The sequence below is a fragment of the Rhodobacter calidifons genome (genome assembly GCF_011174775.1).
Lineage (GTDB): Bacteria > Pseudomonadota > Alphaproteobacteria > Rhodobacterales > Rhodobacteraceae > Tabrizicola > Tabrizicola calidifons.
In genome coordinates this window covers 105,776-123,075 of record NZ_JAANHS010000004.1, presented here as the reverse complement: position 1 = coordinate 123,075, position 17,300 = coordinate 105,776, and the positions used below count along the sequence as shown (strand labels likewise).

General features: G+C 67.3%; 23 protein-coding genes. 8 read left to right on the top strand and 15 right to left on the bottom strand.

The genetic code is table 11. From position 1 onward, the window contains the following. Positions 1-32 precede the first annotated feature (32 nt). The 4 genes from G8O29_RS07245 to G8O29_RS07230 all read right to left on the bottom strand — a co-directional run bounded on the left by G8O29_RS07245 (position 33) and on the right by G8O29_RS07230 (position 3,773). Complete coding sequence (locus tag G8O29_RS07245) at positions 33-920, bottom strand: TIGR01459 family HAD-type hydrolase (protein ID WP_166402571.1); 888 nt, start codon at positions 918-920, stop codon at positions 33-35. A 119-nt stretch (positions 921-1,039) separates the two neighbouring features. Continuing rightward, on the bottom strand, positions 1,040-1,957 hold the full coding sequence (locus G8O29_RS07240) for a manganese-dependent inorganic pyrophosphatase (RefSeq protein WP_166402570.1): 918 nt from the start codon (positions 1,955-1,957) through the stop codon (positions 1,040-1,042). Between the two features lie 83 nt (positions 1,958-2,040). Continuing rightward, positions 2,041-2,781, bottom strand: a complete 741-nt coding sequence (locus G8O29_RS07235) for an N-acyl homoserine lactonase family protein (protein WP_166402569.1) — start codon at positions 2,779-2,781, stop codon at positions 2,041-2,043. After that, a complete protein-coding gene (locus G8O29_RS07230) occupies positions 2,775-3,773 on the bottom strand; it encodes a TraB/GumN family protein (protein WP_166402568.1) in 999 nt (332 codons plus the stop codon). Before G8O29_RS07230 ends, G8O29_RS07235 begins: the two co-directional genes overlap by 7 nt. A 198-nt stretch (positions 3,774-3,971) precedes the next feature. On the opposite strand from G8O29_RS07230, the gene groES reads away from it, so the two are divergent. Both groES and groL read left to right on the top strand, forming a co-directional pair. Then, the gene (gene groES, locus G8O29_RS07225) at positions 3,972-4,259 is read left to right on the top strand and encodes a co-chaperone GroES (RefSeq protein WP_166402567.1); all 288 of its coding nucleotides are present in this window, start codon (positions 3,972-3,974) and stop codon (positions 4,257-4,259) included. A 66-nt stretch (positions 4,260-4,325) separates the two neighbouring features. Then, positions 4,326-5,960 (top strand): chaperonin GroEL, encoded by a 1,635-nt coding sequence (groL, locus tag G8O29_RS07220; RefSeq protein ID WP_166402566.1) that lies wholly within the window; start codon positions 4,326-4,328, stop codon positions 5,958-5,960. Positions 5,961-6,023: 63 nt separating this feature from the next. On the opposite strand, the gene G8O29_RS07215 is transcribed toward groL, so the two are convergent. From G8O29_RS07215 to G8O29_RS07205, 3 genes are read right to left on the bottom strand one after another with little or no spacing between them, the layout of a single operon-like run. Then, a complete protein-coding gene (locus G8O29_RS07215) occupies positions 6,024-6,506 on the bottom strand; it encodes a GNAT family N-acetyltransferase (RefSeq protein ID WP_166402565.1) in 483 nt (160 codons plus the stop codon). Continuing rightward, positions 6,493-6,993, bottom strand: a complete 501-nt coding sequence (locus tag G8O29_RS07210) for a GreA/GreB family elongation factor (RefSeq protein WP_166402564.1) — start codon at positions 6,991-6,993, stop codon at positions 6,493-6,495. Before G8O29_RS07210 ends, G8O29_RS07215 begins: the two co-directional genes overlap by 14 nt. Then, positions 6,990-7,439, bottom strand: coding sequence for an NUDIX domain-containing protein (locus G8O29_RS07205; protein WP_166402563.1), 450 nt, complete (start codon positions 7,437-7,439; stop codon positions 6,990-6,992). Before G8O29_RS07205 ends, G8O29_RS07210 begins: the two co-directional genes overlap by 4 nt. A gap of 106 nt (positions 7,440-7,545) precedes the next feature. On the opposite strand from G8O29_RS07205, the gene G8O29_RS07200 reads away from it, so the two are divergent. After that, on the top strand, positions 7,546-8,232 hold the full coding sequence (locus tag G8O29_RS07200) for an esterase/lipase family protein (RefSeq protein WP_166402562.1): 687 nt from the start codon (positions 7,546-7,548) through the stop codon (positions 8,230-8,232). A 72-nt stretch (positions 8,233-8,304) separates the two neighbouring features. Here G8O29_RS07200 and G8O29_RS07195 read toward each other — a convergent pair whose 3' ends face one another. The 4 genes from G8O29_RS07195 to G8O29_RS07180 form a co-directional block, all read right to left on the bottom strand. Further along, positions 8,305-9,369, bottom strand: a complete 1,065-nt coding sequence (locus tag G8O29_RS07195) for a 5-(carboxyamino)imidazole ribonucleotide synthase (RefSeq protein ID WP_166402561.1) — start codon at positions 9,367-9,369, stop codon at positions 8,305-8,307. Next, positions 9,362-9,838: a 5-(carboxyamino)imidazole ribonucleotide mutase gene (purE, locus tag G8O29_RS07190; protein ID WP_166402560.1), complete on the bottom strand. Its 477-nt coding sequence runs from the start codon at positions 9,836-9,838 to the stop codon at positions 9,362-9,364. Before purE ends, G8O29_RS07195 begins: the two co-directional genes overlap by 8 nt. A gap of 74 nt (positions 9,839-9,912) precedes the next feature. Next, positions 9,913-10,140, bottom strand: coding sequence for a GDCCVxC domain-containing (seleno)protein (locus tag G8O29_RS07185; RefSeq protein ID WP_166402559.1), 228 nt, complete (start codon positions 10,138-10,140; stop codon positions 9,913-9,915). 35 nt (positions 10,141-10,175) lie between these two features. Continuing rightward, positions 10,176-10,562: a hypothetical protein gene (locus G8O29_RS07180; RefSeq protein ID WP_166402558.1), complete on the bottom strand. Its 387-nt coding sequence runs from the start codon at positions 10,560-10,562 to the stop codon at positions 10,176-10,178. Between the two features lie 68 nt (positions 10,563-10,630). Between G8O29_RS07180 and G8O29_RS07175 the strand changes: the two genes are divergently transcribed. Further along, positions 10,631-11,056, top strand: a complete 426-nt coding sequence (locus G8O29_RS07175; RefSeq protein ID WP_166402557.1) for a MerR family transcriptional regulator — start codon at positions 10,631-10,633, stop codon at positions 11,054-11,056. Here G8O29_RS07175 and G8O29_RS07170 read toward each other — a convergent pair. Next, on the bottom strand, positions 11,046-11,264 hold the full coding sequence (locus G8O29_RS07170; protein ID WP_128516141.1) for a YdcH family protein: 219 nt from the start codon (positions 11,262-11,264) through the stop codon (positions 11,046-11,048). The two genes, G8O29_RS07175 and G8O29_RS07170, sit on opposite strands and share 11 nt — an antisense overlap. Before the next feature lie 211 nt (positions 11,265-11,475). Between G8O29_RS07170 and G8O29_RS07165 the strand changes: the two genes are divergently transcribed. The 3 genes from G8O29_RS07165 (at position 11,476) to G8O29_RS07155 (ending at position 12,705) form a co-directional block, all read left to right on the top strand. After that, positions 11,476-11,913, top strand: a complete 438-nt coding sequence (locus G8O29_RS07165) for an Hsp20 family protein (protein ID WP_166402556.1) — start codon at positions 11,476-11,478, stop codon at positions 11,911-11,913. Then, positions 11,913-12,140 carry a DUF1150 family protein gene (locus tag G8O29_RS07160; protein WP_128516139.1) on the top strand — a complete coding sequence of 76 codons (228 nt, stop codon included), beginning with the start codon at positions 11,913-11,915 and terminating at the stop codon, positions 12,138-12,140. Before G8O29_RS07165 ends, G8O29_RS07160 begins: the two co-directional genes overlap by 1 nt. A gap of 64 nt (positions 12,141-12,204) precedes the next feature. Further along, a complete protein-coding gene (locus G8O29_RS07155) occupies positions 12,205-12,705 on the top strand; it encodes a cytochrome b (protein ID WP_166402555.1) in 501 nt (166 codons plus the stop codon). A 94-nt stretch (positions 12,706-12,799) separates the two neighbouring features. Here G8O29_RS07155 and G8O29_RS07150 read toward each other — a convergent pair whose 3' ends face one another. Further along, positions 12,800-14,506, bottom strand: coding sequence for a bifunctional sulfate adenylyltransferase/adenylylsulfate kinase (locus tag G8O29_RS07150; protein ID WP_166402554.1), 1,707 nt, complete (start codon positions 14,504-14,506; stop codon positions 12,800-12,802). Positions 14,507-14,783: 277 nt separating this feature from the next. Here G8O29_RS07150 and G8O29_RS07145 point away from each other — a divergent pair, with 277 nt between their 5' ends. Then, entirely contained in the window at positions 14,784-15,362 is a 579-nt protein-coding gene (locus tag G8O29_RS07145; protein ID WP_166402553.1) for a hypothetical protein, read from the top strand. A 90-nt stretch (positions 15,363-15,452) separates the two neighbouring features. On the opposite strand, the gene G8O29_RS07140 is transcribed toward G8O29_RS07145, so the two are convergent. After that, a complete protein-coding gene (locus tag G8O29_RS07140; RefSeq protein WP_166402552.1) occupies positions 15,453-15,941 on the bottom strand; it encodes an RNA pyrophosphohydrolase in 489 nt (162 codons plus the stop codon). Positions 15,942-15,945: 4 nt separating this feature from the next. Next, a complete protein-coding gene (locus G8O29_RS07135) occupies positions 15,946-17,295 on the bottom strand; it encodes a S41 family peptidase (protein ID WP_166402551.1) in 1,350 nt (449 codons plus the stop codon). Positions 17,296-17,300 lie beyond the last annotated feature (5 nt).

Below are 17,300 nucleotides of genomic sequence, written 5' to 3'. Positions count from 1 at the left end.
CGATAGTCTGAGACTGAAAATTACCGAGTGGATCAGCGCAGGCGGCCCATGGCGAAGGTCGGCGACAGTTCCTTCGCCCCAAGCCAGGCGTCGAGACGCGCCGGATCGGGGTTTTCGACATCCGGGCCGAAGCGGTCGGCCTCAAGCCCCCCGGTGATGAACAGGGTATCGAGACCCTCACCGATACCGCCTTGAATATCCGTGAAAATTCCGTCGCCGATGCAGAGGATCTGCGCGTCGGTCAGCCCGGTCTCGGCCAGGCGGCGGCGGGCGAGGTCGTAGATCGGGGGGTGCGGCTTGCCGAAGTAAAGCGCGGTGCCGCCCATGTCCTCATAGGCCTTGGCCAGCGCCCCGGCGCAGTAGAGCCGCTTGTCGCCCATATCGACGATGATGTCCGGGTTGGCGCAAAGCATGGGCAGGCCAAGGGTTTTTCCAAGCAGCAATGAGGCGCGGTAATCGTCGGGGGTTTCGGTCAGGTCGTCGCGCAGGCCGGTGCAGACGATGCCTTCGGCGTCCCGAAGCGGGACGCGGGTGATCGGGGGCTGCGTGGCGGCGTAGGCGGCGAGATCCTCGGCGAAATCGGTGAAGAAGACCTCATCCTTGGGCGCGCCGATGTGGTGGACGCGGCGGCCCACGGCACCCGAGAGCATGCCCATCTGCGCGGCATCGCCCGAGGTGACCACAAGGTCATAGGCGTCTCGGGGCACGCCAAGGCCATCCAACTGCCTGATAACGCTTGATTTCGGCCGAGGCGCGTTGGTCAGAAGCACGACCCTGCCCCCGGTGCTGCGGAAAGCTTGCAGGGCGGACACGGCGGCCGGGTAAGCGGTCTGGCCGTTGTGCAGGCAACCCCAGAGATCGCAGAAAACCGCGTCGTAGCGGCCGGTCAGATCGGACAGGGAGCGGATGATGTCGGTCATTCGGGGCCTTCGGGATGGGCCGGAACGGCCATGGTGAACGAAAGGTCAAGCGTCTGGCATCTGTCTGGCAGGCGTCTGGCATGCGTCGGGCACGAAGGCCCGACACATGCCGCGCCCGTTCAGAGTTTCAGCGCCGGGATGATCTGCTTCTTGCGGCTCATGATCCCGGGCAGGACCACCGTGTCCCCCGTGACCGTGCAGCCGAACGAGGCCTCGGCCAGCTGCTTCACCAGATCGTTCGGGACCAGAAGGGTGGCCTCTTCCTTCAGGATGTCGATGATGAACAGCAGAACCTGATCGGCGCCGTCCTCCTGCGCCACATCGACCATCGAGCGCATCAGGCTGTCCTTGCGGTCCATAAGCACCTTCGGCGCGGTGGTCTCCAGCACCGAGACGCGCAGTTCCTTGCCGGCGACGGTGTATTCCTTGCTGTCCATCCGCAGAAGTTCGGCATCCGAGAAGGCCGAGACGTCGGATTTGGCCTCGAACATCTGCGCGGCAAGATCGGGGATCGAGACGCCGAGATCGGCGGCAAGCTTCTCGGCCACCGCCTGGTCGTGCGGCGTTGTGGTGGGCGAGCGGAACTGCAGCGTGTCGGACAGGATGCAGGACAGCATCGCGCCCTTGATCGCCTTCGGGGCGCGCGTCAGGGCATCGCCCATCAGGTCGTGCAGGATGGTGGCGGTGCAGGCCAGCGGGCGGATGGTGATGTCGATGGGCGCGCGGGTCTTGAGGCCGCCGACCAGCATGTGGTGGTCGATGATGCCCTGGATCTTCGCCTCGTTGATCGAGGCCGGCAGTTCCGCCGGATTGTTGGTATCTACGATCACCACGCGGTCATCGGCGGTCACGTCCGCGATGATCTCGGGCTTGTCCAGACCCCAGTGGCGCAGCACGAAGGCGGCTTCGGTGTTCGGCTCTCCCAGCAGGACGGGTTTCGCAGGGGTGCCGGTTTCGGTCAGATACCAGGCCCAGATGATCGGGCTGGCGGTGGAATCGGTGTCGGGGGATTTGTGGCCGAAGACGAGGGTGGTCATGGGATGCCCTTGGGACGATGCGGTTCGCGCGCGGTATAGGCGAGGCCGGGCCGATTGTCACGCGCGGGCGCGGCGGCGAGCCTTCACCAGGGCCGGGGGGCCTTGGGCAGGAGCGGCCATTGCGCCGGTTCGTGGCCGTAGATCAGCGTCGTTCCGGGCGTGACGAGGGCCATGAGGCGGGCCGCCGAGGCCTGCGCGGCGGCGGGGTCCATCGCATCGGCGAAGGCTTCGGCCGGTTCCGAGGCGCGGTTGATCGCATCGGCGGCCAGGATCACGCGGCGTCCGTCGGGCAGGGCGACAAGCGCCGAGAGATGGCCGGGGGTGTGGCCGGGGGTGGGGATCAGGGTCAGGCCCTCGCAGACGGCCGTGTCGGTGTCGATCCGGTGATAGGTCGTGTCGGGCCAGGCGATCGGGCGGAGGCTGCCGAAGTAGAGCGGCGCGGGCTCGGCCCGTTCGATGGCGGTCAGCACGACCGGGGCGTGGGCGAACAGCGGCAGCGAGCCGACGTGGTCGATATGGCCATGGGTCAGGATCACCAGGTCGATGTCCGTGGGCCTCAGGCCGAGGAGGGCCAGCGCACCCTCGGCGGTCTGGTCGGGGCGGAAGTCGAGCAGGCGGCCAAAGCCGGGCAGGCCGTCCGCCGCGGGGCGGTCAGGGTCGGTCAGATAGGCGGGGGGAAAGCCCGTGTCGATCAGGATGCGCTGGCCGCGGTCGGTTTGCATCAGATAGGCGGGGATGCCGATGATCCGTTCGCCGCCGCGGACCTCGAACAGGCCGAGGTCCAGGATGAACAGCCGTTCGATCCGGCCCGGAAGGATCACCATTTCAGCTCCGTCAGCCTGAACCCCTCTTGCTTCAGCAGGTTCAGCACGCCCTCTTCTCCCGACAGGTGCAGCGCGCCGAAGGCGGCGACGACCGGACCTTCCGCCGCCGCCCCGGTCAGGACCGGGATCCAGGCCCGGTTGCGCGCGTTCATCAGGAGCTCTTCCATCCGCGCGAATTCGGCATCCACCTGCTCGCGGGTATAGCCGGGCAGATCATAGCTGATGTGGCGCATGAATTCCCAGATCTCGCGGCTGTGGCCGGCGAAATAGCTGTCGGCAAGGGTGACGGCGTGATCCTCGGACCGGTCCTCCAGCGCAAGCGAGGATTGCAGCATGGCCAGGATCTCTTCCTCGGACATGCTGTCGAACATCCGGAAGATCGTGTCGAACGGTTCCAGCGCGCGCACCGGCTTGCCCGCCGCAAGCGCGGCGTCGATCACCATGCCGTCCAGCCCCTTGGGATCGGTCATCTGCGCCATCGCGCAGGGCGGGATGGCAAGGACCGCCAGCACATACCAGGGCCGGAACTTCGCGGCCATGAAGCCGGGGATGCCGCGCTGGGACATGGCATCCGACAGCTTGTTCCAGACATCGGCGGGCAGTTGTTCGAACAGCGTCGGCCCCGTGGTGATGAACATGCGCGACGGATCGCGGGCCACAAGGTCCATCAGCGCCTTTTCCTCCTCGGGGCCGGATTCCACCAGAACCGTCGAGGCATCCCCGATGAACAGCTGCAACCTGTCGAGATTCGCCTGATGCCGCGGGTCGTCGAAATGGTAGGTCCCGGCGATGGTGATGACCTCGTCCCCGCGCACCGCCTGCCAGAAGTTGCCGCGCGGGAACGGGACCGCATCCGCCGCCGCTGCGATGCTGGAGCGCATCGCGGGATCCATCTCTTCGAACAGGTTGCGCCCGCCACACATCGCGGCGGCCGGAAGCGCGGTCAGAACGCCCAGGGCAAAGGCAAGGGCGGCAGCGGCAAGACGGGGCATGGGCACCTTCGGGCAGTTGCGGCAGTTCACCCGCATCGTGGCATCGGGCCGGCAAAAGGCAATGCGAAATTCCGTGCCTGACGCAGGGGCAGGGGAGTTGACAGGCCGGGAGGGATTGCCTAACTGAACGCCGTTAGCACTCAAGCGACCTGAGTGCTAATCGAGATCAAACCTGGTGACTCAAGGGAGAACCTCCAGATGGCTTTCAAACCCCTGCATGACCGCGTTCTGGTCAAGCGCGTCCAGTCCGACGAAAAGACCAAGGGCGGGCTGATCATCCCCGACACCGCCAAGGAAAAGCCCGCCGAGGGCGAAGTGATCGCCGTGGGCGAAGGCGCCCGCAAGGATTCGGGCGAACTGATCGCGCCGTCGGTCAAGGCCGGCGACCGGGTGCTGTTCGGCAAATGGTCGGGCACCGAAGTGACGCTGAACGGCGAAGAGATGCTGATCATGAAGGAAAGCGACATCCTCGGGATCATCTCCTGAGGCGAAGTGGGGCCGAAGCCCGACCTACGCCTTTCCTGACATCAACCCATTCAAGGAGCTGTCATAATGGCTGCTAAAGACGTCAAGTTCGACACCGACGCCCGCGACCGCATGCTGCGCGGCGTCAACATCCTGGCCGATGCCGTGAAGGTCACGCTCGGCCCGAAAGGCCGCAACGTGGTGATCGACAAGTCGTTCGGCGCCCCGCGCATCACCAAGGACGGCGTGACCGTCGCCAAGGAAATCGAACTGGCCGACAAGTTCGAGAACATGGGCGCGCAGATGGTGAAGGAAGTCGCCTCGCGCACCAATGACGAGGCCGGCGACGGCACCACCACCGCCACCGTTCTGGCCCAGGCCATCATCCGCGAAGGCATGAAGTCGGTCGCCGCGGGCCTCAACCCGATGGACCTGAAGCGCGGCATCGACCTGGCGACCTCGAAGGTCGTCGAGCAGATCAAGGCCATGGCCCGTCCGGTGAAGGACAGCGACGAGGTTGCCCAGGTCGGCACCATCTCGGCCAACGGCGAGGCCCAGATCGGCCGCTTCATCGCCGATGCGATGCAGAAGGTCGGCAACGAGGGTGTCATCACCGTCGAAGAGAACAAGGGCATGGAGACCGAAGTCGAGGTCGTCGAAGGCATGCAGTTCGACCGCGGCTACCTGTCGCCCTATTTCGTGACCAACGCCGACAAGATGGTCGCGGAGCTGGAAGACGCCTTCATCCTGCTGCACGAGAAGAAGCTGTCGTCGCTGCAACCGATGGTCCCGCTGCTGGAGGCCGTCATCCAGTCGCAGAAGCCGCTGGTCATCGTGGCCGAGGACGTGGAAGGCGAGGCCCTGGCGACCCTCGTGGTCAACAAGCTGCGCGGTGGCCTGAAGATCGCCGCCGTCAAGGCCCCGGGCTTCGGCGACCGCCGCAAGGCCATGCTGCAGGACATCGCCATCCTGACCGGTGGTCAGGTCATCAGCGACGATCTGGGCATGAAGCTGGAGAATGTCGGCCTTGACATGCTGGGCCGCGCCAAGAAGGTCGTCATCAAGAAGGATGACACCACGATCATCGACGGCGCCGGCGACAAGAAGGAGATCGAGGCGCGCGTCGCCCAGATCCGTGCGCAGATCGAGGAAACCACCAGCGACTACGACCGCGAGAAGCTTCAGGAACGTGTGGCCAAGCTGGCGGGCGGCGTTGCCGTCATCCGCGTCGGCGGCATGACCGAAGTCGAGGTGAAAGAGCGCAAGGACCGCGTTGACGATGCTCTGAACGCGACCCGTGCGGCCGTGCAGGAAGGCGTGATCGTCGGCGGCGGCGTGGCGCTGGTGCAGGCGGCCAAGGCGCTGGAAGGCCTGAAGGGCGCCAACAGCGACCAGGATGCGGGCATCGCCATCGTCCGCCGCGCGCTGGAGGCTCCGCTGCGTCAGATCGCCGACAACGCCGGCGTGGACGGTTCGGTCGTCGCGGGCAAGATCCGCGAGTCGAACGACAAGAACTTCGGCTTCAACGCCCAGACCGAAGAATATGGCGACATGTTCAAGTTCGGTGTGATCGACCCGGCCAAGGTGACCCGGACGGCGCTGGAAGACGCGGCGTCGGTGGCGTCGCTGCTGATCACCACCGAGGCGATGATCGCCGACCGGCCCGAGCCCAAGGCGGCCCCCGCGGCGCCGGGTGGCGGCATGGGCGGGATGGACTTCTGATCCAACGCCTCAAGATCAGGGGAAAGGGCGCCTTCGGGCGCCCTTTTTCATGGCCGCCTTGCGTTACAGCCTTTTGACCAGCCGTTCGATCAGATGGCCGGTGATCCCGTCCTTCCGGGTCAGGCCGGTGCCGCGGAAGCCCTCACGTTCCCAGAAGGCCCGCCCGCGCGGATTGACATCGAGGACGGCAAGGCAAAGTCGCAGGGCGTGGCGTCGGCGGGCCAGCGTCTCGACATGGGCAAGGAAGGCGCGGCCGTGGCCCGCGCCCTGCGCCCAGGGGCCGAGGATCATCAGGCCGAGATAGGCGTCGGAGGGTTCGGGGAAGCCGTAGGAGAGTTCGGCCACGCCGGAGAGACGGTGGTTGAGGAACAGTCCCAGCCGGTCGCTGGTCGCCGGGTCGCAGTTCGGCGGGGCGTCGGTGAAGAAGTCCTGCGCCCGGGCGGCGGGGTCGCAGCGGCCCTCGGCGAGAAGCCAGTAGTCCGGCGCCTCGCGGTAGAACTGCGCGACAAGGGCGGTCTCGGAGGGGAAAAGCTCACGGATGCGCATGGGCGATCCTGAGGATTTCCAGCTCGACGGCCCCGGCGGGGCGGTGCCAGGTCACGACATCGCCGACCCGCGCACCAAGGAGGGCCCGGGCAAGGGGAGAGTTCGGCGCGATGCGGTTTCGGGTGGCGTCGGCCTCGTCCTCGCCGACGATTTCGTAGGTGGTCTCGCGCCCGTCCTCGTCGGCGACGGTGACGGCCAGACCGAAGGCGACTTCGGTAAGGTCGTGAGTCGAAGGGTCGATCACGACGGCGGCCTTGAGCCGGGCCTCCAGCCAGCGCAGGTCACGCTCGGCGGCGGCTTCGGGGAGCTTGTCCAGCCGGTCGGCGCGGGCTTTCAGGGCCGCAAGGTCGGCCTGGCGCTGGGCGAGCCTTTCGCGCAAGGCGGCGAGCCCGCGCGGGGTGACGATGTTCGGGCCGGGGGGGACGGGGAGTTCCAGCAGGTCGGGGCGGTCGTTCCCGGCATCCTCGTTGACGAAGGCGCGGCTCATTTCAGGATCACTTCCAGCGGGTCGTAGAGCGCGGCCCCGGTGCCCCAGGCGGCCTTCAGCAGGCTGTCGGGCTTGAAGCGGACCGTGGCAAGGTCGCTGCGCGAGAAGAAGCGGCGGTCGGTGACGACGCCTTCGGGGTCGGTCCAGCGGGGGTCGAGGTCGCCGGACACAAGCGTGCAGCGGAAGAAGAGGTCGATCTGGTGAAAGCCGGTCTCGGGGTCGTGGAATTCGTTCACAAGGACCGGCGGGCCGATGGAGATGGTGAGGCCGGTTTCCTCCCTCACCTCGCGGGCGAGGTTTTCGGGGAGCGACTGCCCGGCCTCGCAACCGCCGCCCGGGGCGCACCAGAGGCCAAGCCGCGCGCCGGGATAGGCGTTGACCAGAAGAAGCCGGTCCTGATGCAGGATCAGCGCGCGGGCGGCGATGCGGGGTCTGAAGCGAGCCATGCGGGCAAGGCTTGCGCGGGCGGAAGGCTTTGTCCAGTGGCCGCACGACGCAGGGTCAGGTCTGCGGCACCTTTCCAAGGCGGGGACAAGGGGGCAAGGTCCGGCCATGCAGCTGCACCTGCCCTTTCGCCTGCCTGCGGACCTTGCTGCCGGGAGCGCCCCGTCCGAAAGGGTGATCCTGGTCCACGGGCTGGCACGGTCGGCGCGGTCGTTGGCGGCGCTGGGGCTGGCCCTGCGCGGCGCGGGCTATGCGGTCAGCCATGCGGCCTATCCCTCGACCAGGCTGTCGCCGGATCAGCTGGTGGCCCATGTGGCCGAGGCGGTCGCGGTGCCCTTCGCGGGCAGGACGCATTTCGTGACCCATTCTATGGGCGGCATCCTGGTGCGGGACCTGCTGGCGCGGGGGCATCCGCCGGGGCTGGGCCGCGTGGTGATGCTGGCGCCGCCGAACCACGGGTCGGAACTGGTGGATCGGCTGGGCGACTGGAAGGTTTTCGAGATGGTGAACGGCCCGGCGGGTATGAGCCTTGGCACCGGGCCGGACAGCTGGCCGAACCGGCTGCCGCCCGCGGACTATCCGCTGGGGATCATCGCCGGGACGCGGTCGCTCAGCCCCTGGTTCAGCCAGCTTCTGCCGGGGCCGGACGACGGCAAGGTGACCGTGGCGAGCACGCGGCTGGAGGGGATGGCCGATCATCTGGAGCTTCCGGTCAGCCATACCTGGATGATGGTCAACCCGACGGTGATCCGGCAGGTGATCCACTTCCTGCGGCACGGGCGGTTCGAGAGATAGGGGCCGCTCGTCGGGAACTTCGTTCCTCCTCGCTGGGGTCATCCGACGAGAAGCCGAAGGCGCACGAGGAGGCTATCCCCGGGTGATCCGGTTCACATGGCCCATCTTGCGCCCCGGTCGGGGGGCGCCCTTGCCGTAGAGGTGAACGGCGGTGTCGCGGGCTTTCAGCAGCTCCGGCACCCGCAGCACATCGTCGCCGATCAGGTTCTCCATCACCACATCGGCGTAACGGTTGCCGTCGCCCAAGGGCAGGCCCGCCACGGCGCGGATGTGCTGTTCGAACTGGTCCACGGTGCAGCCTGCCTGCGTCCAGTGACCGGAGTTGTGGACGCGCGGCGCGATCTCGTTCACCAGAAGGCCGCGCGGGGTGACGAACAGCTCCACCCCCATCACGCCGACATAGTCCAGCGCGTTCAGGATGCGGGCGGCGAGGAGGATCGCGTCGGAGCGTTGAGCGGGGGTGAGGTGCGCAGGCACGGTGGTCGTGCGCAGGATGCCGTCGCGGTGGACGTTCTCGCCGGGGTCGAAGCAGGCGACCGATCCGTCGAGGGAGCGGGCGGCGATGACGCTGACCTCGCGGTCGAAGGCGACGAAGCCTTCCAGGATGCAGGCGGCGCCGTTCATGGCGGCCCAGGCGGCGGGGATGGCGGCCGCGTCGTCCAGCTTCACCTGGCCCTTGCCGTCATAGCCCAGCCGCGTCGTCTTGAGGATAGCGGGGAGGCCGAGGCTGTCGGCGGCGGCCTTCAGGTCGGCCTCGGAGTTCACGGCGGCCCAGGGGGCTGTCTGAAGGCCGAGGTCGTTGAGGAAGCTTTTCTCGCTGATCCGGTCCTGGCTGATCGCCAGCGCACGGCGGTTGGGGCGGATGGGTTTCAGGCTTTCGAGAAGGTCGAGGGCAGAGGTCGGGACGTTCTCGAATTCGTAGGTGATGACATCGACCGATGCGGCGAAGGCGCGGAGGCTCGCCTCGTCCTCGTAGGGGGCGGTGGTCACTTTGTAAGCCACGTCACCAGCGGGTGCGGCTCCGGGTTCATAGATGTGGCAGCGGTAGCCCAGACGGCTGGCCGCCACGGACAGCATCCGGCCCAGTTGCCCGCCGCCGAGGATGCCGATGGTGGACCCTTGCGGGAGGTCAGTCATCCGAAGGCTCCTCGGGGATCGAGGCGGAGAGGGCGTCGCGCCAGGCGTCGAGTTTCGCGGCGACGGCGGGGTCGGAGGTTGCCAGGATCGCTGCGGCCATGAGGCCCGCATTGGCCGCGCCGCCGATGGCCATGGTGGCCACCGGGTAGCCCTTGGGCATCTGGAGGATGGAATAGAGCGAATCGACGCCCGACAGCGCCCGGGTCTGCACCGGCACGCCGATCACCGGCAACCGGGTCTTCGAGGCCATCATGCCCGGCAGATGCGCCGCGCCGCCGGCCCCGGCGATGATGACCTTCAACCCGCGCGAGACGGCGGTCTTGCCGTAGTCCCACAGCCGGTCGGGCGTGCGGTGCGCGCTGACGATCTTCGTCTCATAGGCGATGCCGAGGTCGTCGAGGATCTCGGCGGCGGCCTTCATGGTGGGCCAGTCGCTTTGCGACCCCATGATGATCCCGACCTGTGTCATGTCCCGCGCGCCCCGCCGTCACCCTGCCTGCCGCTTATACGCAAGCGGGCGGGCGGGGCAAGGCAGAGCCCCGGTCAGGCGCCGCAGCAGCCGCCGGGCACCTGCATCGGCGGGCAGGGCACCGTGGCGTAGGAACAGAAGACGCAGCAATCCCCCGGCCTGGGCCGCAGCGTCGTGGCGCAGGCCGGGCAGGCGTAGAACCACTGGCAGGCGTCGGTCGGCATGGTTTCGGTCGCCCGGTGCCCGCAGGCGGGGCAGGTCAGGACCGTGGTGAGGATCGGTGTCGCCGGGGAAGGGGTCATCGGGAAGGTCCGTGGACTTGGGGAAAGGGCGGGTTCTAGCGCAGGTCCTGCCACAGCGACCACATCGCCGCTTCGGCCTGCGCCTCCCAGAGCGGGGCGCTGGCGGCGATCAGGAAGGCAGCCGTTGCCAGGGCCGCAAGGATTGCACCGCGCCGACGACGGGTCTTGCAGGCCCGCGGGCGCAGGATGGCGAACCAGGCCCAGGCCAGAAGCGCACCAAGGACCAGAAGGATCGGCACACGCCAGGCGACGAAGGGGCCAAGCTGCGTCAGCCAGGCCCCGCCAAGGCCGATGATCGACAGGCCGATGGGCAGCACGCAGCACGAGGCCGAAAACAGGGCCAGCAGCGCCGCCCCGCCCAGAAGAAGGGCCGGCGGCTTTGTCACACTGTCGGCGGTGGGGTCTTCTTGCATTTCCGTCATCGTCGAACCTCTCGCGATTCGCGTCGGAAATGCTTATGCATCCTGTAGCCACTACAGGAGCAAGCCCCGTGTTCCCGATCGGAGAGGCCGCACGGCAAAGCGGGGTGGCGGTCGAGACCATCCGCTACTACGAACGCGAGGGCATCGTCCCGCGGCCTGGCCGGTCGGCCTCGGGGCGGCGGTTGTATGCCAGGTCGGAGATCGACCGGCTGCGCTTTGTCCGGCGTTGCCGGGATCTGGGGTTTCCCATCGCCGAGGTGCGCGCGCTGCTGGCGCTGGCCGAGGGGCAGGGGACTTGCTCCGAAGCGGGCCGGATCGCGCGGGCACAGGGTGACGCGATCCGCCGCAGGGTCAAGGAGCTACTGCGGCTTGAGGCGGCGCTGGCGGACCTTGCGTCTGCCTGCGAGACCGGAGTGACGGATTGCGCAATGCTGCGGCAGCTGATGGCAGACCCGGAGGCCGCCGCGCTGCCAGAGCGGACCGTCAGGCGATGATGTCGGGGATCAGCATGTCCTCGATCTTCACGATCTGGTCCTTCAGCGCCAGCTTCTGCTTTTTCAGGCGGCGCAGGGTCAGCTGATCGGGGCGGCCGGTCTGTTCCAGGGCATGAATGGCCTCGTCCAGGTCGCGGTGTTCGCGACGCAAGACTTCCAGACGGATGCCCAGCATCTCTTCATGGCTGAGTTCGGTGGGGGCGTTCATGGCTGTGACGAATCGGTTCCTGCCTTTGCGACAGAATATAGGAAGCCCGGCCCCAGCGTGAAGGTTTCTGCGCAAATTCGTGCAGAGATTGCCGGATTTCACGGACTTTCCGGGGCTTGCGGGGCGGAACGCAGGGCCCCATATTCAGCACATGCGGTGCCTGTGACAGGGCCGCGAAAACCGAACCGTCGCTTATGCCAAGGACTGTCCGATGACGAAACTGAGCTTTGGGGCCCACCCGTATCTTCTGGGGTTCGAGCAGCTGGAACGGCTGGTCGAACGCACCGCGAAATCGGGGGCCGAGGGCTATCCTCCGTTCAACATCGAGGCGGTGGCCGACAACGCCTATCGGATCACCCTCGCGGTGGCGGGCTTCCGCGAGGAGGACCTGTCGATCACCGTCGAGGACCGGCAGCTTGTCGTGCGCGGCCGCCAGGCGGATGACGCGGGGGAAAGGGTGTTCCTGCATCGCGGGATCGCGTCCCGGGCCTTTCAGCGCAGTTTCGTGCTGGCGGATGGGGTCGAGGTTGCCGGGGCCACGATGGAGAACGGGCTTCTGCACGTCGATCTGCGCCGCCATGTGCCGGAACCCGTGGTGCAGACGATCCGGATCGGTCGCAAGGATGCCAGCCAGAAAGGGGGCAAATGATGAATACGCCATACAAAGGATTGCCGCAGGGCGCGGATCGCATCGTCTATGTCCGCGAGATCCCGGTGGCGGACCTGCCGGACGAGGTGCGCGAGCAGATGGACGGGCTGAAGGTGATCTGGTCGGTTCACGGCGCGGACGGGCGCCAGCTGGCCCTGGTCGCCGACCGCAGGCTTGCTTTCCATCTGGCGCGCGAGCATGACTACACGCCGGTCAGCGTGCACTGATTTCCGGGGCCGCCAGCCTGCACTGGCCAGCCTTCCGCGACGGAGCCGCCAAGCCGGGCCGTGAATGCTTTGCTTGCAGACGGAGGTCACCGAGAAGACCGCCACCGGATATTCGGGCGTGCAGATCGCCCTGCACTGGCTGGTCGCCATCCTGATCGTCGCCGCCTGGTTCAGCCACGACGGTGCAGAGGCGGCGATGGAGACGCTCGAGAAGGGCGGGACCGTCGGCTTCGTGCCGCATGTGGCCTTCGGCATGGCCGTCCTGGTGCTGGTGCTGCTGCGGCTGGTGATCCGGCTGCGGCGCGGTGCCCCTGCCGCGCCGGGCGTGCCGGGCAGTCTGGCCGTGCGGGCCGCGGACTGGGGGCACCGGATCCTCTATCTGCTGATGATCGCGGTGCCCTTAGGCGGGATCAGCATCTGGTTCCTGGGCATGGACAACGGCGATGTGCATGGGCTGTTCGGCACGGCCCTGTTGCTGATCGCGCTGGGGCATGCGGCCATTGCGCTGTATCACCAGTTCGTCCTGAGGGACGGGCTTCTGCGCCGGATGATGAAGGCGGAATGATCCCGACCCGGGCCTGACCCTGCTTGCCCCGGGATTGATCCGGGCGAACCTCATGTGTCGAAGGGAGGCCCCGGCGCAAGGCCGGGGCGGGGTCTCAGGCCCGGATCAGGCCCATCTGTTCCAGCTTCAGCAGCACCTGATGCGCGCAGTGATCGACATCGACATTCTCGGTGTCCACGCGCAGTTCCGGGTTCTCGGGCGCCTCGTAGGGGTCGGAAATCCCGGTGAATTCCTTGATCTTGCCTTCGCGCGCCAGCTTGTACAGCCCCTTGCGGTCGCGGCGTTCGCATTCCTCGAGGCTGGTGGCCACATGCACCTCGACGAAGGCGCCGTAGGCCTCGATCATCTCGCGCACCGCCCGCCGCGTGGCAGTGTAGGGCGCGATGGGCGCGCAGATCGCGATGCCGCCGTTCTTGGTGATCTCGCTGGCCACATAGCCGATGCGCTTGATGTTGATGTCACGGTGTTCCTTCGAGAACCCCAGTTCCGAGGACAGGTGCTTCCGCACCACGTCGCCGTCCAGCAGCGTCACGGGACGCCCGCCCATCTCCATCAGCTTGACCATCAGCGCGTTGGCGATGGTGGACTTGCCGCTGCCTGAAAGCCCGGTGAAGAACACGGTGAAGCCCTGTTTCGACCGCGCGGGGCTGGTCTTGCGCAGTTCCGCCACCACCTCGGGGAAGGAGAACCATTCCGGGATCTCCAGCCCCTCGCGCAGGCGGCGGCGCAGTTCGGTGCCCGAGATGTCAAGGACGGTGGAGCCTTCGGGGATCTCGTTCGCGGGGTAGTACTGCGCCTTTTCCTGCACATAGACCATGTGCATGAAGTCGACCATCTCGATGCCGATTTCCGCCTGGTGGGCACGGAACAGCTCTTGCGCGGCGTAGGGGTCGTAGAAATCCTTGCCCTGGGAGTTCTTGCCCGGGCCGGCATGGTCGCGGCCGACGATCATGTGGGTGCAGCCGTGGTTCCTGCGGATGATGCCGTGCCAGACGGCCTCGCGCGGGCCGGCCATGCGCATGGCGAGGTTGAGGAGCGACAGCGCCGTGGTCTGGGCCGGGTATTTGTCCAGCACCGCCTCATAGCAGCGCACGCGGGTGAAGTGGTCCACGTCGCCCGGTTTGGTCATGCCGACGACGGGGTGGATCAGCAGGTTCGCCTCGGCCTCGCGCGCGGCGCGGAAGGTCAGTTCCTGATGCGCACGGTGGAGCGGATTGCGGGTCTGAAAGGCCACGATCTTGCGCCAGCCCAGCTTGCGGAACAGCGCGCGGAGTTCGTTCGGCGTGTCGCGGCGGGCCTTGAAGTCGTAATGCACCGGCTGCTGGATGCCGATGACCGGGCCGCCGAGGTAGACCGGGCCGGCGGTATTGTGCAGGTAGTTCACCGCCGGATGGGCGAGGTCATCGGCGCCGAAGACCTTTTCGGCTTCGACTGCCTTGTTCGGCATCCATTTGTCGCTGATCGACAGGATCGCCAGGATCACGCCCTCCTGATCCCGCAGGGCGATGTCCTGGCCGGGTCCGACCTTTTCGGCAAAGGCTTCCGACACGTCCAGCGTGATCGGGATCGGGAACAGCGTGCCGTCGGCAAGGCGCATGTTCTGCACCACGTTGTCGTAGTCCGCCTCGCTCATGAACCCCTTCAGCGGGTGAAAACCGCCGTTCATCAGCAGCTCCAGGTCGCAGATCTGGCGCGGGGTCAGGTCCCAGGAGGGCAGTTGCCCGGCCTCGACCTTCAGCTTCTGGGCGCTGTCGTAGGAGACATAGAGTTCCGGGATCGGGGCGTGGTTCATCAGCGACATGGGTTCGACCTTTCACGCGGCGCGGCGCGCCATTCGCGCGGGTCCGTAGCCCGACCGGGGCAGAGGTTTCAAGCGATGCGGCGGTCTGGTAGGCAGAAAAGGCGGAAATGCCGCAAGTCCTGCACAGACCGGGCGGATTTTCCGCTGGCGGCGACGCGGGCTGAACGGTGGACCGCAATTCCGGTCCGGCCCGCAACGGCCTGATCGGTGCGGGGGAACCAGCTGGCCTTTCGCGCGTTGGTCCGCCAGATGGATCAGCAGTCGAGAGGAAACCGAGATGACCCAGGATAGCCCCCTTGCCTTGGCAGATGAGCGTCGCGCGCTGGATGCCGACGAACTGGGTCTGGCCGACATGACCCGCTTTCCGGTGCTTTCGGCGCTGGCCGACGCGGAACTGGCATCGGTGATCGACCGCCTGCGCGACCGGCGGAACCGGGCGCGCGATCTGGCCGACCGGCAGGCGCGCGAGGCCCGGTCGAAGGTCGAACCGAAGGGCGCGACGGCGGCAGCTGGCGATGCCGGGATGCGCGCGAAGCACGACTTTCTGGGCGCGGCGCTGGACCGCGCCCTGGCCGAGAGGGAGCGGCGCGCGGCGGCCGAGGGTGCCGGATCGCACCGCGACGACAAGGCCGAAAGCCAGGCCGATCTGGCGCGCAAGGCGCTGGCGATGAAGCAGGCGGGCGAGGCCGGACCAAGCGCGATGGCCGAAACCGGCGCGACGCTGCATCCGCGTGACCCGGAGGCCAGCGCCGGCAAGGCCGGGCTTGCGGACACCGCGCGGAAGATCGCGCCGTCCGGCGCGCTGGACCATGCCGGAGAACTTCCCTCGCGCGAACGGTCCCGGACGCGCTACTGACGGGCGGCCCGTCGGCGACTGCGTTGCTCCGCGCCGGGTGCGGACCCGACGAGGAGACGCAGGCGAACGAGAAGGTTCCGGCGGCAGGCGTCAGGCCAGATAGGCGCGGAAGCTGCGGACGACCTCTTCATAGACTGCGCGCTTGAAGGGGACGATGCTGTCAAGCAGCTCGTCGGCCGTGATCCAGCGCCAGGCAGAGAACTCCGGGTGCTCGGTCGCGATCCGGATGTCGGAATCCTTGCCCAGAAAGCGGAACAGGAACCATTTCTGCCGCTGGCCCCGGTACTTGCCGCCCCAGACCTTGCCCAGAAGCTCGGGCGGCAGGTCGTAGGTCACCCAGCCGTGGGTCTTGGCGACGAACTCCACCTTGTCGCGGGTGACGCCGGTTTCCTCCCACAGTTCGCGATAGGCGGCCTCGCGCGGCTTTTCGCCGTCGTCGATACCGCCCTGCGGCATCTGCCAGGCTGGGGCCGCACCTGGGGGGCTGTCGATCCGCTGGCCGGCAAAGACCAGCCCGCGGGCGTCGATCAGCACGACGCCCACGCAGGGCCGGTAGGGCAGGCCTTCCGCATCGGCCATGGCGTCAGGGCGCAGCCGGGGCGATGACGGTCAGCCCCTTGATGATGTCCACCGCATAGGCCAGCTGATAGTCCTCGTCGCGCAGCTTGGCCGATTCCTCGGCCCGGGCCAGCTCTTCCTCGTACAGACGCTTTTCCTCGTCGGTCATCGAATCGTTCGAGATCGCCCCGCGCAGATCCGCCTCGGACCGCTGCCGCCTTGCGGCGGATTTCTCCTCTTCGCTCGCCGCCGGATCGGCGGCCTTCGGCGGGGGCTGCTGCACCACGATGTCGGGCGAGATGCCCAGCGCCTGGATCGACCGGCCCGAGGGGGTGTAGTAGCGCGCCGTCGTCAGCCGCATGGCTCCGTCGCCGCGCAGCGGGATCAGCGTCTGGACCGAACCCTTGCCGAAGCTCTTGGTGCCCACCACGATCGCCCGCCGATGGTCCTGCAAGGCGCCCGCGACGATCTCGGAGGCCGAGGCCGAGCCGCCGTTGATCAGCACCACGATCGGCTTGCCCGCGGCAAGATCCCCGGCCTTGGCGTTGTAGCGTTCGCCGCTGCCCGCGACACGGCCCCGGGTCGAGACGATCTCGCCCTTGTCGAGGAAGGCGTCCGACACCGAGATCGCCTCGTTCAACAGGCCGCCGGGATTGTTGCGCAGGTCGATGACCACGCCGTCCAGGTTCTCGATCCCGCCCAGTTCCTCGATGCCCTTCTTCAGCGCCTCGGTCATGCCGCTGGTGGTCTGGTCGTTGAAGGTGGTGATCCGCAGCACCACGGTCTTGCCGACGACCCGGCCGCGCGCGGCGGTCAGCTTGATCGTGTCGCGGATGATCGAGACGTCGAAGGGTTCCGGCGTGCCCTGGCGGACCACGGTGATGATGATCTCGGACCCGACCGGGCCGCGCATCCTGGCCACCGCGTCATCCAGCTTCAGGCCCAGGACGGATTCGCCGTTCACATGGGTGATGAAGTCCCCGGCAAGAATTCCGGCCTTGGCGGCAGGGGTTCCGTCCATCGGCGAGATCACCTTGATGAAGCCGTCTTCCTGCGTGACCTCGATGCCAAGCCCGCCGAACTCGCCCCGGGTCTGGACCTGCATGTCCTCGAAGTCCTTGGCCGAGAGATAGCTGGAATGCGGGTCCAGTGAGGTGAGCATGCCGTTGATCGCCGCCGTCACCAGCTTTTCGGTCGGCACTTCCTCGACATACTGGGCGCGGACGCGCTCGAAGATGTCGCCGAAGAGGTCGAGCTGTTCGTAGATCGAACTGTCGCGCGACAGTTCCTGCGCGATCAGCGGGCCGGCGACCTGCGTCGTCACAAGAACCCCGGCCACGGTTCCGGCCAGGGCGGCCATCACATGCTTCTTCATGCTCG

Bases quoted from the DNA above. Each gene is read 5' to 3' on its own strand.
- G8O29_RS07165 (WP_166402556.1), top strand. From the start codon at position 11,476: ATGACGAAACTGAGCTTTGGGGCCCACCCGTATCTTCTGGGGTTCGAG.
- groL (WP_166402566.1), top strand. From the start codon at position 4,326: ATGGCTGCTAAAGACGTCAAGTTCGACACCGACGCCCGCGACCGCATG.
- G8O29_RS07140 (WP_166402552.1), bottom strand. From the start codon at position 15,941: ATGGCCGATGCGGAAGGCCTGCCCTACCGGCCCTGCGTGGGCGTCGTG.
- G8O29_RS07180 (WP_166402558.1), bottom strand. From the start codon at position 10,562: ATGACGGAAATGCAAGAAGACCCCACCGCCGACAGTGTGACAAAGCCG.
- G8O29_RS07150 (WP_166402554.1), bottom strand. From the start codon at position 14,506: ATGTCGCTGATGAACCACGCCCCGATCCCGGAACTCTATGTCTCCTAC.
- G8O29_RS07145 (WP_166402553.1), top strand. From the start codon at position 14,784: ATGACCCAGGATAGCCCCCTTGCCTTGGCAGATGAGCGTCGCGCGCTG.
- G8O29_RS07210 (WP_166402564.1), bottom strand. From the start codon at position 6,993: ATGAGCCGCGCCTTCGTCAACGAGGATGCCGGGAACGACCGCCCCGAC.
- G8O29_RS07240 (WP_166402570.1), bottom strand. From the start codon at position 1,957: ATGACCACCCTCGTCTTCGGCCACAAATCCCCCGACACCGATTCCACC.
- G8O29_RS07205 (WP_166402563.1), bottom strand. From the start codon at position 7,439: ATGGCTCGCTTCAGACCCCGCATCGCCGCCCGCGCGCTGATCCTGCAT.
- G8O29_RS07235 (WP_166402569.1), bottom strand. From the start codon at position 2,781: ATGGTGATCCTTCCGGGCCGGATCGAACGGCTGTTCATCCTGGACCTC.
- G8O29_RS07185 (WP_166402559.1), bottom strand. From the start codon at position 10,140: ATGACCCCTTCCCCGGCGACACCGATCCTCACCACGGTCCTGACCTGC.
- G8O29_RS07200 (WP_166402562.1), top strand. From the start codon at position 7,546: ATGCAGCTGCACCTGCCCTTTCGCCTGCCTGCGGACCTTGCTGCCGGG.
- G8O29_RS07245 (WP_166402571.1), bottom strand. From the start codon at position 920: ATGACCGACATCATCCGCTCCCTGTCCGATCTGACCGGCCGCTACGAC.
- purE (WP_166402560.1), bottom strand. From the start codon at position 9,838: ATGACACAGGTCGGGATCATCATGGGGTCGCAAAGCGACTGGCCCACC.
- groES (WP_166402567.1), top strand. From the start codon at position 3,972: ATGGCTTTCAAACCCCTGCATGACCGCGTTCTGGTCAAGCGCGTCCAG.
- G8O29_RS07135 (WP_166402551.1), bottom strand. From the start codon at position 17,295: ATGAAGAAGCATGTGATGGCCGCCCTGGCCGGAACCGTGGCCGGGGTT.
- G8O29_RS07215 (WP_166402565.1), bottom strand. From the start codon at position 6,506: ATGCGCATCCGTGAGCTTTTCCCCTCCGAGACCGCCCTTGTCGCGCAG.
- G8O29_RS07195 (WP_166402561.1), bottom strand. From the start codon at position 9,369: ATGACTGACCTCCCGCAAGGGTCCACCATCGGCATCCTCGGCGGCGGG.
- G8O29_RS07160 (WP_128516139.1), top strand. From the start codon at position 11,913: ATGAATACGCCATACAAAGGATTGCCGCAGGGCGCGGATCGCATCGTC.
- G8O29_RS07155 (WP_166402555.1), top strand. From the start codon at position 12,205: ATGCTTTGCTTGCAGACGGAGGTCACCGAGAAGACCGCCACCGGATAT.
- G8O29_RS07170 (WP_128516141.1), bottom strand. From the start codon at position 11,264: ATGAACGCCCCCACCGAACTCAGCCATGAAGAGATGCTGGGCATCCGT.
- G8O29_RS07230 (WP_166402568.1), bottom strand. From the start codon at position 3,773: ATGCCCCGTCTTGCCGCTGCCGCCCTTGCCTTTGCCCTGGGCGTTCTG.